The following is a 12,647-nucleotide window of genomic DNA, read 5'->3' as shown; positions in this document are numbered from 1 at the left end:
ATGACCGCCATTGTCACCGCCCCGCAGCCGCCCTCGGACGTCAACAAGCGCAGCCTGCCGGGTTCGATCCTGGTTCACGCCCTGCTGATCGGCGGCTCGCTGCTGATGCTTTATCCGTTGCTTTGGATGCTTTCGGCTTCGGTGCGCCCGGAAAACGAAATCTTCACGTCAACGTCGATTTTTCCATCGTCCATTGATTTCTCATCCTATCTTCGTGGCTGGGTCGGTCTCGATGTCAGCTTCGGCCGGTTCTTCTGGAACTCGCTGGTGATCTCGGTGCTGACGGTGATCGGCAACGTCATTGCCTGTTCTCTCGCTGCCTTCGCTTTTGCGCGCCTTCGCTTTGCCGGACGGAATTTCTGGTTCGCGATCATGCTCGGCACGCTGATGATCCCGTATCATGTGACGTTGATCCCGCAATATGTGCTCTTCCTGAACCTCGGCTGGGTCAACACCATCCTGCCGCTAGTCGTGCCGAAGTTCCTGGCAAGCGACGCCTTTTTCATCTTCCTCATGGTGCAGTTCTTCCGCGGCATCCCGCGCGAACTGGATGAGGCCGCGATGATGGACGGCTGCAGCGCGTGGCGCATCTATTGGAAGATCATGCTGCCGCTTTCCCTACCGGTGCTGGCGACGGCCGCAATCTTCTCCTTCATCTGGACCTGGGATGATTTCTTCGGCCCGCTGATCTACCTGAATGACATGAACACCTACACGATCCAGCTCGGTCTGCGCACATTCGTTGATTCGACCAGTGCATCGGATTGGGGCGGCCTATTCGCCATGTCGACGCTCACGCTGGTGCCCGTCTTCTTCTTCTTCCTCTTCTTCCAGCGTCTGCTGATCGAAGGCATCGCCACGACCGGCATGAAGCGCTGATGCGGATGGGAAGTGAGATGAGCATCAAGACGGTCGCCATTGTCGGCTGCGGTATCGGGCGTTCTCATATAGTCGAGGGCTATCTGCCGCATCCGGATAAGTTCAGGGTCGCAGCCGTCTGCGATCTCAATGAGGAGCGCCTGAAAGCCGTCGGCGACGAGTTTGGAATCGAGCGCCGGACGACCTCCTTTGCGGAGCTCCTGGCCGATGAGAGTATCGACATCATCGATATTTGCACGCCTCCCGGCATCCATCGTGAACAGGTGGTGGCAGCCCTTGCCGCGGGAAAGCATGTCGTCTGCGAAAAGCCGCTGACCGGCTCGCTTGCCGCTGTCGACGAGATCGTGGAGGCGGAAAAGGGCGCCAAGGGCACTCTGATGCCGATCTTTCAGTATCGCTACGGCGATGGCATTCAGAAGGCGAAACACATCATCGATGCCGGCATAGCCGGCAAGTTCTACATGGGCGCCGTCGAAACCTTCTGGCTGCGCAAGCCGGAATATTACGCGGTTCCCTGGCGCGGCAAATGGGCGACTGAACTCGGCGGCGTGCTCGTAACCCATGCGCTGCACCTGCATGACATGCTCTTCCATCTCGCAGGTCCCGCCGCCCGGGTCTTTGGCAGGGTTGCCACTCGTGTCAATGACATCGAGGTGGAAGATTGCGCCTCCGTCAGCCTTTTGATGCAGAATGGCGCTTTCGTTTCACTTTCCTGCACGCTGGGTTCGCAGCAGCAGATCAGCCGGCTGCGGCTGCATTTCGAAAACGTTACTTTCGAAAGCAACCACGATCCCTACGCGCCGGGCAAGGGGCCGTGGCAGATCATCGCCGCGAATGACGAAGTGCAGGCAAGGATCGACGCTGCCATTGGCGACTTGCCGCCGGTTGCGCCGCGGTTCAACACGCAGATGGCCCACTTTCATGAACACCTCAGCGGCAAGGGTCCGTTGCCGGTCACCAGCGCCGATGCGCGGCGTGCGCTGGAACTGGTAACTGCAATTTATCAATCGTCCGATAGCGGCGCAGACATTGCGCTGCCCATCGGACCCGACAGCCCGAAGTACGCCGACTGGCGTGCAAAAACGAGATAACGGACCAGGAGGGTTTAGAAGATGGCAACAGGTGTCGTTCTTCAGAAGGTCGAAAAGCGCTACGGGTCGCTGGATGTCATCCATGGCATCGACCTCACGATCGATCCCGGCGAGTTCGTGGTCTTCGTCGGCCCGTCCGGCTGCGGCAAGTCCACGCTGCTGCGTATGATTGCGGGCCTGGAGGAGATTTCCGGCGGCGGCCTGCTGCTCGACAACGAGCGCATGAACGAAGTGGCGCCTGCCAAGCGCGGCATCGCCATGGTCTTCCAGTCCTATGCGCTCTATCCGCATATGTCGGTCTACAAAAATCTCGCCTTCGGTTTGGAGACGGCCGGCTACAAGAAGGCTGAGATCGAGCCGAAGGTGCGCCGTGCCGCTGAAATCCTGCAGATCGAAAAGCTCTTGGAGCGCAAGCCGAAGGCTTTGTCTGGCGGTCAGCGCCAGCGCGTCGCGATCGGCCGCGCTATCGTGCGTGAACCGCGCATCTTCCTTTTCGACGAGCCGCTGTCGAACCTTGATGCGGAACTTCGCGTCCAGATGCGCGTCGAAATTTCCCGCCTGCACCGCAATCTCGGCAACACGATGATCTACGTCACGCACGACCAGGTCGAAGCCATGACCATGGCGGACAAGATCGTTGTGCTGAATTCGGGCCGTATCGAGCAGGTCGGAGCTCCACTCGACCTCTACAACAATCCGGCAAATCGCTTTGTCGCAGGCTTCATCGGCAGCCCAAAGATGAATTTCCTGAAGGCGAAGATCGAGCAGGTCAATGACAGCGACACGACGATCAACGTCTGCGGCGGTTCGATCCGCCTGCCGCGCCGCCTGAAAGGTTCGGCCGGTCAGGAGGTTACCTTCGGCATCCGTCCGGAACACTTGTCGGTGGCCGGTGGTGGAATTGCACTTGCGACCGTTAATATCGACCTGGTCGAACACCTCGGCGGAGCCACCATGCTCTATACGAAGACACCGGACAGCCAGCAAATGACGGTGGCTCTGGATGGCCAGCAGAAGGTCGAGCGCGGCGCGAATGTGACCGCGTCCTTCGACCCCGCTCGCTGTCACGTCTTCGAGGCTTCGGGCGCCACGATATAAAGCCTGTGCTGCTTGACAGCTAAGCCTGGTCTGGCCCATCCTTCGAGGGCGGGTTGCGAGGGGGAAAGCGTGACGCCTGAAGATAGGATTCATGCACTTGGCATCTGGCAGGGCCCGATCGAAATTGCACCGATTGCCGGCGGCATTACCAACCGGAACTATCTCGTAACGGATCGCGCTTGCCGCCGCGTCGTGCGCCTCGGTGACGATATCCCGATCCACCACATTAGCCGCCGCAACGAGCTTGCGGCGAGCTTGGCAGCCCACGCCGCCGGACTTTCACCCGCAGTTATTCATCATGAACCCGGCGTGCTGGTCCTCAATTTCATCGAAGCGCGGGCTTTGACGGCGGCAGACATCCAGGATGTGCGGGTGCTCGCACGCGTCGTGCCGCTGGTCCGCGCCTGCCATCGGCACGTCGCCCGCCATTTCCGCGGCCAGGCGATGATCTTTTGGGTTTTCCATGTCATCCGCGACTATGGCGCCACTCTGGCTGCCGCCGAAAGCGGCTATGCGCAGATGCTGCCAGCGCTGCTCGAAAAGGCCGAAATGCTCGAGCAGGCCGCCGGGCCTTTCGATATCGCCTTCGGCCATAACGACCTTCTTGCTGCGAACTTCCTCGATGACGGCAAGCGTCTCTGGCTGATCGATTGGGACTACGCGGGCTTCAACACGCCGCTCTTTGATCTCGGCGGTCTCGCGTCGAACAACGAACTCTCGAAAGCTGCCGAGCGGCAAATGCTGGAGACCTATTTCGACCGGCCGCTGACGGGGGATCTCTGGCGGCGCTATAACGCCATGAAGTGTGCATCGCTGCTGCGCGAGACGCTGTGGAGCATGGTCTCGGAAATCCACTCCACCATCGATTTCGACTACGCCGCCTATACGGCCGAAAACCTTGCGCGCTTCGAGCGCGCCTATAAGGCATTTGAACGGGATCAGTAATATGACGAAGGAATTACCGAAGACAGCAAAGGCCGTGGTCATCGGCGGCGGCATCATCGGCTGCTCGACTGCCTATCATCTGGGCAAGCTTGGCTGGACGGATACGGTGCTGCTTGAGCGCAAGAAGCTCACTTCGGGAACCACCTTCCATGCCGCAGGCCTTGTCGGCCAGCTGCGCACCAGTGCCAACATCACCCAGCTGCTTGGCTATTCCGTCGATCTCTACAAGAAACTGGAAGCTGAAACAGGTCTCGGCACCGGCTGGAAGATGAACGGCGGCTTGCGGCTTGCCTGCAACGAGGAACGCTGGACGGAGGTGAAGCGGCAGGCAACGACGGCGCAGTCCTTCGGCCTCGACATGCGGTTGCTCACTCCCCAGGAAGCCTTCGAACTCTGGCCATTGATGACGATCGACGACCTTGTCGGCGCGGCCTATCTACCGACCGACGGCCAGGCCAACCCGTCCGATATCACGCAAGCGCTGGCGAAAGGCGCACGCATGTCCGGCGTCTCGATCTTCGAAGATACGGAAGTCCTCGACCTCGACGTCGACAAGGGAAAGATCCGCGCCGTCATCACCGAAAAGGGTCGCATCGAATGCGAGCGCGTCGTCGTCTGCGCTGGCCAATGGACCCGGGCTTTCGCTGCTCGTTTTGGCGTCAACGTGCCGCTCGTATCCGTCGAGCACCAATACATCATCACCGAATCCTTCGGCGTCCCGTCGAATTTGCCGACGCTGCGCGATCCTGATCGTCTGACCTATTACAAGGAAGAGGTCGGCGGCCTCGTCATGGGCGGCTATGAGCCGAACCCGATCCCTTGGGCCGTGGACGGTATTCCGGAAGGTTTCCACTACACGCTGCTCAACAGCAACTTTGATCATTTCGAGCAGATCATGGAACAGGCGTTGGAGCGGGTTCCGGGCCTGCAGAAGGCCGGGGTCAAACAACTCTTGAACGGGCCTGAGAGTTTCACGCCGGATGGAAATTTCATTCTCGGCGAAGCGCCGGAACTAAAGAATTTCTTCGTCGGCGCCGGTTTCAACGCCTTTGGCATCGCCTCCGGCGGCGGTGCCGGCATGGCGCTTGCCGAGTGGGTGGCCAAAGGTGAGCCGCCTTACGATCTCTGGCCGGTCGACATCCGCCGCTTCGGCCGCCCCCACTTCGATACCGACTGGGTGCGCACCCGGACGCTCGAAGCCTATGGCAAGCATTATACGATGGCCTGGCCTTTCGAGGAGCATTTGAGCGGCCGCCCCTGCCGGAAATCGCCGCTTTACGATCGCCTCAAGGCGCAAGGCGCCTGCTTCGGTGAAAAGCTCGGCTGGGAACGGCCGAACTGGTTTGCCGATCTCTTTGCCAACGAGGAGTCGAAGGATGTCTACACCTATGGCCGCCAGAACTGGTTCGACGCCGTCGGCCGCGAACACAAGGCCGTTCGCGAAGCCGCTGTCATCTTCGATCAAACATCTTTTGCAAAGTTTGTTCTGAAGGGGAGGAATGCGGAGGCCGCCCTTTCGTGGATCGCTTCGAACGACGTCGCAAAGCCGGCCGGATCGCTCACCTACACGCAGATGCTGAACGACAAAGGCGGCATCGAATGCGACGTCACCGTCGCTCGCATTGCCGAGAACGAATTCTACATCGTCACCGGCACCGGCTTTGCTACCCACGATTTCGATTGGATTTCCCGCAGCATCCCGGCGGATATGCAGGCCGAGCTTGTCGATGTGACATCAGCCTATTCGGTTCTTTCCTTGATGGGGCCGAATTCGCGCGCTGTCCTCGAGAAAATCACTGCCAGTGATGTGTCCAATACCGCCTTTCCGTTCAGCCGGGTAAAGACCATCGGCATCGCCGGCTGCCCCGTCAGGGCGCTGCGGATCACCTATGTCGGCGAATTGGGCTATGAACTCCATGTCCCCGTCGAATATGCAACGACAGTCTATGATTCCTTGATGGCGGCAGGCCGTGATTTCGGCCTTATCAATGCCGGCTACCGTGCCATCGAAAGCTGCCGATTAGAAAAAGGTTATCGTGCCTGGGGCTTGGATATTGGCCCCGATCACACGCCAGTCGAGGCGGGACTCGCCTGGGCCGTCAAGACGAAAAAGAATATGGCCTTTCGCGGCCGTGAAGCCGTTGAGCGCCAGCTCTCTGGTGACGTAAAGAAGGTGCTCGCCTGCGTCGTGCCGGACGATCCGGAGACCGTCCTCCTCGGCCGCGAAACCATTTATCGGAATGGAAAGCGCGTCGGCTGGCTCTCCAGCGGTGGCTTCGGCTACACGATCGGCAAGCCGATCGGCTACGGCTACATCCGCAATCCCGACGGCGTGACTGAGGATTTCGTGCTGTCGGGAACTTATGAACTGGACGTTGCAAGGGAGCGCGTCCCCTGCACGGTGTCGCTGAAACCGCTCTATGATCCGGAGATGAAGCGCATCAAGGTTTAGCTCTTGCCACTCAGCAGTCCGTCAAATGTCGACGGGACGTCTACCACAAGCTCCTCATCCTGTGACAAGCACAGGTGAGGATCAGGTATTGCGGATGAGCCAACCACTCAAATCAACGGCAGCCTATTGTCCTGGATCAAAATTTCCAGCTTGTTCGCCACGTCTTCGGTCCACGCGACATTCTTCGTCAATGCTGCCGGGAAGAGCCCTGGCAAGTGGAAAAGTGCCCCTGACACGGCGCCGCCGTTTCGTGGCACATCTGCAAGCAGAGCTGCGATTTCACCAGCGCGCGGATCACGCAATTCGTAGCCTTTGCCGTTCCGGTCGATGCCCAGCGCGTAGCGCATCCAGGCAGCAACTGCGATTGCATAAGTCTCCGCTTTGCCGCCTTGAGCAAGGGCTTCCGTTGCCGGCTCCAGCAGACGCTGCGGCAGTTTCTGCGTCCCGTCCATGGCGATCTGATAGGTGCGGTGCGCGATCGCCTTATTTGCAAAGCGTGCTATGAGTTCGTCCGCATAGTGCTCGAGATTGATCCCTGGAACGGGATCGAGGGTCGCAGCTGCCGCGCTCATGTGCCGTCGCGCAAGCGCTGACAATCCGGCATCTTCCATAACATCGCGGACGTATTCATAGCCGCCTATATATCCGAGATAAGCGAGCAGGGAATGCGCCCCGTTCAGCATCCGAAGCTTCATCTTCTCGTAGGCCGAAACCTCCTCGACCATCAACACACCAGCCTTCTCCCAGGTCGGGCGGCCATTGGCGAAATGGTCCTCGATTACCCATTGCGTGAAGGGTTCGGTCTCGATTGCCGCGAGATCCTGGCGCCCAGTCAGGCGCTCGGCATCGGCATAGGTAACGTCTGTACTGGCCGGAGTGATGCGATCCACCATCGTGGAGGGGAAGGGCACCTTCTGTTCGATCCAGTCGTGCAGCGAAGGATCGACGCGGCTCGCGAATTCGAGAACCAGACGCTTGAGGACTGCGCCGTTGCTTGGCAGGTTGTCGCAGCTGAGCGACGTGAAGGGTGCGATCCCCTTTTTCCGCCGCCGGGCCAGCCCTTCGACAAGATAGCCGACAACGCCGCGCGGCGTATGCGGATGGATAAGATCGGCGGCGATGTCAGGATGGTTGAGATCGAGACCCCCAGTAAGGGTATCCAGACCATAGGCCTTCTCCGTCACTGTCAAGCTGACGATGCGGATTGCCGGGTCTTCCAACCGCTCAAGCAGCCCTGCCGGATCACGCGTTGCGACGTGCGCCTTCAGGATGGGGCCGATCACCTGCGCTGTCGTTCCCGAGGTATCGCGGATCAGCATCGTATAGAGGCCGTTCTGCTCGTTGAGGTGATCCGCAACATCTGCCGTGCGCAGGCTTGCGACTTCAATGCCCCATTCGCCGCCGGTGGCTGCAAGTGCCTTATCAGTAAAGGGCGCAAAATGCGCGCGGAAGAAGGCGCCGGGGCCGAGATGCAGGATGCCGCTTTTCAGCTTGCTCCGGTCATAGGCCGGAAGCTTTGCCGTCGGCGCAAGGCCGGTCAGGTTTTGCAGTCGCTCCGTCACAGCTTGTACGCCTTTTTCGCATTGTCATAAGAAAGCTCGCGGGCCACGATTTCGGCATCCTTCTTTGAAATCCGGTACTCCGCTGCGAGCTGCGCCAGGAAGCGGCAGACCTCGCGGCGCCAGACGTCGTGGCGGGCGGGGATTGAAAGCAGTGCCCGCGTATCGTCGTTGAAGCCGGCGAGATTGGCAAAGCCTGCCGTTTCAACGACCTGGTCGAGATAGCGGCGGATGCCGTTCGGGCTGTCATAGAACCACCAGGGCGGGCCGATCATTAGGCACTCCCAGTGTCCGGCCATCGGCGCCAGTTCCCGGGCATAGGTCGTCTCGTCGAGTGTGAAGAGCAGAACCCTGAGACCCGGCGCGTGGCCATATTTCGAAAGCAGGGCGTTCAAGCCGCCGACCCAATCGGTGCGTGTCGGAATGTCAGCGCCCATGTTCGGGCCGCGCGTCTGGAAAAGCCCGCTGTCGGTGTTTCGGCGCGAGCCGGCATGAATTTGCATCACCATGCCGTCTTCGGCGGAGAGTCCGGCCATCTCCGTCATCATCAGGCCGCGGAAGAGCTCGGCATCTGCGGCAGAAAGAGGGCCTTTCAGCGCTGTGTCGAGCAGCGCCTGCTTGTCGGCAAGCGGGAGATCGGCGGTAAAGGCCGTCGGCACGCCATGGTCCGTGGCTGTCGCGCCGAACTGCCGGAAATAGGCGCGGCGCTTGCGGTGCGCATCGACCATCCCATCCCACCGGGTAACATCGGCGCCGGTGATCTCGCCGAATTGCAGGAGATTAGCGCGGAAGCCGACGGCATCTGGATCGGTGACACTGTCCGGCCGATACGTGGTGCGCACGCGGCCGATCCAGCCCTCTGCCGCCATCTTCTGGTGATGCGTCAGCGGATCGAGCGCGCCTTCCGTCGTCGCAATCGTTTCGATCCCGAAGCGCTTGTGCAGCGCGCGCGGGCGGAACTCGGGAAGCGCCAATTGTGCGTTGATGTGGTCGTAAAGCTTATCGGCATTCTCCGGCGTCAGCGGTTCGTCGCAGCCAAGAACGGACGACATCGCATGATCGACCCAGAGGCTCGATGGCGTGCCGCGGAAAAGGTGATACTGCGCCGCAAAGGCCCGCCAGATCGCCCGACCCGATGCCACCGGCTTGCCGTCGAGCCGCGGCACGCCGAGATCGTCGAGCTTGACGCCGACGCTGTGTAGCATGCGAAAAAGATAGTGATCGGGAATGACAAGCAACGAAGCCGCATCCTCGAAAGGCTTGTCCTCGGCAAACCATGAGGGTTCGGTGTGTCCGTGCGGGCTGACGATCGGCAGATCGCGAACCGTCTCGTAAAGGTCGCGTGCGATGGTCCGCGTTGCCGGATCGGCCGGAAAGAGCCGGTCCGGATGAAGAAGGCCGTTTCCTACATCCATCAGATTTCCTCCCTGATAGCACAGGGCCTACCCCACCTGAGCAAGGACGGCAAGCCCTATTAGTAACTAAACGGTTCACTTTCGGAATCGTTATTCGCGAACCTCGAAAGCATTGACGCAAAGACCTATTTCCGCTTTGGAAAGGCAGCAAATGCCGGGAGAAAACCAATGTCTGACAAAGCGAGTCAAATCACCAAACTTGAGGAAATGGTCGCCCATCAGGCAAAGACGATCGATGAGCTTTCCGACCAACTCGCGGAGCAATGGAAGGTGGTCGAGCAGATGCGCACCAAGCTCGACCGGCTGACGGAGCGCTTTCTGTCGCTCGAGGAGCAATCCCTCGAAGCCCCGCCGGTTACGCGCCCGCCGCACTATTGACCGGCAGAAAAAAGGGCGCCGCGCGTGGCGCCCTTTTGCGTTCGGCTCAGAGATTGCCGATGCAGAGATATTTCATTTCGAGGTAGTCATCCACACCGTGCCGCGAACCTTCGCGACCGTGCCCCGATTGCTTGACGCCGCCGAAGGGTGCCGTCTCGGTGGACATCAGGCCGGTATTGATGCCGACCATGCCGTATTCCAGTGCTTCGGCAACCTTCCAGACTTTCTTCAGATCGCCGGCGAAGAAATAGGCCGCAAGGCCGAACTCGGTGTCATTCGCCTGTTGAATCACCTCTTCGACGGTATCGAAGCGGAAGAGTGGGGCTACGGGACCAAAGGTCTCCTCACGCGCCACCTTCATGCCGCGGGCAACGCCTGTCAGAACGGTCGGCGTGAAGAAGGTGCCGGCACCTTCGATACGCTTGCCACCGGTCAGCACCTTGGCGCCCTTGGAAAGCGCGTCGCTGACGTGATCTTCGACCTTCGCAAGGCCCTGCGCATCGATCAGCGGGCCGATCGTGACGCCCGCCTCGAAGCCGTCCCCGACGGACATGGCTTCGACCTTTGCCGCCAGCTTGGCCGCAAATGCGTCATAGACGCCTGACTGGACGTAGAGCCGGTTGGCGCAAACGCAGGTCTGGCCGGCATTGCGGTATTTCGAGGCGATCGCGCCTTCGACGGCGGCATCGAGATCAGCGTCGTCGAAAACGATGAACGGCGCGTTGCCGCCAAGCTCGAGGCTCACCTTCTTGATCTGATCGGCGCACTGGCGCATCAGGATGCGGCCGACTTCCGTCGATCCGGTGAAGCTGATCTTTCGCACCTTGTCGTTGCTGCAGAGCTCCCTGCCGATCGCCGGACCGTCCTCACCGACAATGACGTTGAAGACGCCGGTTGGAACACCGGCCTGCTCTGCGAGAACCGCAAGCGCGATCGCCGAAAGCGGGGTTTGCTCGGCCGGCTTCGAAACGACCGTGCAGCCGACGGCAAGCGCCGGAGCGATCTTGCGGGTGATCATCGCCGCCGGGAAATTCCAGGGCGTGATGGTGCCCACGACACCGACCGGCTGTTTGATGACGATCATCCGCTTGTCATTGGAGGGCGCGGGGATCGTTTCGCCATAGATACGCTTGGCTTCCTCGGCATACCATTCGACATAGGCGGCGGCATAAAGGATTTCGCCGCGCGCTTCAGGAAACGGCTTGCCCATTTCCGCCGTCAGGATCGCCGCCAACTCATCGGCATTGGCAACCATCAGGTCGAACCATTTGCGCAGGATGGCGCTGCGCTCCTTCGCGGGGCGTGCTGCCCATGCAGGCTGCGCAGCATAGGCAGCGTCGATCGCTTTGCGGGTGTCGGCAGCACCCATGTCCGGCAGCGAGGCGAGCACTTCGCCCGTTGCCGGGTTCAGGACATCGAAAATTCTCGTTGCTTCGCCCTTCGTCCATTCGCCGTTGATGTACCCGCAGTCGCGGAGGAACGGCGAGGAAAAGGGCACATGCTTGGTCAGTGCAGTCGTGAATGCCATGTCATTTACTCCGAGGGTGGTTACTTGCCCGCACTTGCTTCAAGGATGGAGGCTTCGAGGATATCGAGCGCTTCGATGAAAATATTGTCCTGGATGGTAATCGGGGCAAGGAAACGGATGACGTTTCCGTGCACGCCGCAGGTCAAAAGAATGAGACTTTTTTCAAGCGCGATCAGGCGAACCTTATTCGCAAACTCCGCGCTCGGCAGCTTCGTCGCCTTGTCGTTGAACTCGACGGCGTTCATGAAGCCAGGGCCGCGAATATCGGCGATTTCCGGCACCTTGTCGCGCAGCGATTCCAGCCGTTGCTTCAGGCGGCTGCCGAGCTGGTTGGCGCGGTTACAGAGATCCTCGTCCTTGATGACATCGAGCACGGCATGCGCAGCCGCGATGCCGATTGGATTGCCACCATAGGTGCCGCCAAGGCCGCCAGGGCCTGGCGCATCCATGATTTCGGCGCGGCCGGTGACGGCAGCCAGCGGAAAGCCGCCGGCAAGGCTCTTCGCCATGGTCATCAGGTCGGGAGCAACTTCATGATGGTCCATCGCAAACATCTTGCCGGTACGCGCAAAGCCGGTCTGCACTTCATCGGCAATCAGCAGAATGCCGTGCTGGTCGCAAAGCTCGCGCAGCGCCTTCATAAAGGCCACCGGTACTGGATAGAAACCGCCTTCGCCCTGAACCGGCTCGATGATGATAGCCGCCACGCGCTGCGGATCGACATCGGCCGCGAAAAGCCTTTTCAGGGCGGCAAGCGACTGCTCGCCGGTCACGCCATGCAGTTCAACCGGGAAGGGCACGTGGAAGACATCGCCCGGCATCGCGCCGAAGCCGACCTTGTAAGGCACCACCTTGCCGGTCAGCGCCATGCCCATGAAGGTGCGGCCGTGGAAACCGCCGCCAAAGGCGATGAGGGCGGAGCGGCCGGTCGCAGCACGCGCTATCTTCACGGCATTTTCGACGGCCTCGGCACCCGTGGTCACGAAGATTGTCTTCTTGGTAAAGTTGCCGGGGGTCAATGCGTTCAGACGCTCGGCCAGATGCACGTAGCTTTCATAGGGCACGACCTGGTGGCAGGTGTGAGTGAAGTGATCGAGTTGATCCTTTACCGCGGCGATCACCCGCGGATGGCGGTGGCCGGTGTTGAGGACCGCGATACCGGCTGCGAAATCGATGTAGCGGCGTCCCTCCTTGTCCCAGATTTCGGCATTCTCCGCTCGGTCGGCGTAAATCTGCGTGGTCATGCCGACGCCGCGCGAAATCGCGGCATTCTTCCGGTCCGTGAGGGTGATCGCGTTCATC

Annotated in this window: 10 protein-coding genes; 6 read left to right on the top strand and 4 right to left on the bottom strand. The window is 60.3% G+C overall.

Features of this window, described 5'->3' with window-relative positions:
* The 5 genes from ACZ9BX_RS15345 (at window position 1) to ACZ9BX_RS15325 (ending at window position 6,465) form a co-directional block, all read left to right on the top strand.
* Window positions 1–879, top strand: a complete 879-nt coding sequence (locus tag ACZ9BX_RS15345) for a carbohydrate ABC transporter permease (protein ID WP_425298947.1) — start codon at window positions 1–3, stop codon at window positions 877–879.
* A 17-nt stretch (window positions 880–896) separates the two neighbouring features.
* Complete coding sequence (locus tag ACZ9BX_RS15340) at window positions 897–1,970, top strand: Gfo/Idh/MocA family protein (protein WP_476218755.1); 1,074 nt, start codon at window positions 897–899, stop codon at window positions 1,968–1,970.
* Window positions 1,971–1,991: 21 nt separating this feature from the next.
* A complete protein-coding gene (locus tag ACZ9BX_RS15335; protein WP_476218754.1) occupies window positions 1,992–3,068 on the top strand; it encodes an ABC transporter ATP-binding protein in 1,077 nt (358 codons plus the stop codon).
* 69 nt (window positions 3,069–3,137) lie between these two features.
* On the top strand, window positions 3,138–4,013 hold the full coding sequence (locus ACZ9BX_RS15330) for a phosphotransferase (protein ID WP_476218753.1): 876 nt from the start codon (window positions 3,138–3,140) through the stop codon (window positions 4,011–4,013).
* Window position 4,014: 1 nt separating this feature from the next.
* A complete protein-coding gene (locus ACZ9BX_RS15325; RefSeq protein WP_476218752.1) occupies window positions 4,015–6,465 on the top strand; it encodes a GcvT family protein in 2,451 nt (816 codons plus the stop codon).
* A gap of 107 nt (window positions 6,466–6,572) precedes the next feature.
* Here ACZ9BX_RS15325 and ACZ9BX_RS15320 read toward each other — a convergent pair whose 3' ends face one another.
* Together ACZ9BX_RS15320 and uxaC are read right to left on the bottom strand one after the other, a co-directional pair.
* Entirely contained in the window at window positions 6,573–8,027 is a 1,455-nt protein-coding gene (locus tag ACZ9BX_RS15320) for a mannitol dehydrogenase family protein (protein ID WP_476218751.1), read from the bottom strand.
* Entirely contained in the window at window positions 8,024–9,439 is a 1,416-nt protein-coding gene (gene uxaC / locus ACZ9BX_RS15315; RefSeq protein WP_476218750.1) for a glucuronate isomerase, read from the bottom strand. Before uxaC ends, ACZ9BX_RS15320 begins: the two co-directional genes overlap by 4 nt.
* 168 nt (window positions 9,440–9,607) lie before the next feature.
* Between uxaC and ACZ9BX_RS15310 the strand changes: the two genes are divergently transcribed.
* A complete protein-coding gene (locus tag ACZ9BX_RS15310) occupies window positions 9,608–9,817 on the top strand; it encodes a SlyX family protein (protein ID WP_476218749.1) in 210 nt (69 codons plus the stop codon).
* A gap of 46 nt (window positions 9,818–9,863) precedes the next feature.
* On the opposite strand, the gene ACZ9BX_RS15305 is transcribed toward ACZ9BX_RS15310, so the two are convergent.
* Together ACZ9BX_RS15305 and ACZ9BX_RS15300 are read right to left on the bottom strand one after the other, a co-directional pair.
* A complete protein-coding gene (locus ACZ9BX_RS15305; RefSeq protein ID WP_086993750.1) occupies window positions 9,864–11,345 on the bottom strand; it encodes an NAD-dependent succinate-semialdehyde dehydrogenase in 1,482 nt (493 codons plus the stop codon).
* Between the two features lie 20 nt (window positions 11,346–11,365).
* Entirely contained in the window at window positions 11,366–12,646 is a 1,281-nt protein-coding gene (locus ACZ9BX_RS15300) for a 4-aminobutyrate--2-oxoglutarate transaminase (protein WP_476218748.1), read from the bottom strand.
* Between the last annotated feature and the right edge of the window lies 1 nt (window position 12,647).

This window comes from Rhizobium sp. USDA 3886, assembly GCF_056279785.1.
Note: the sequence above shows the minus strand (reverse complement) of the source record. Positions and strands in the feature narration are given on the sequence as shown.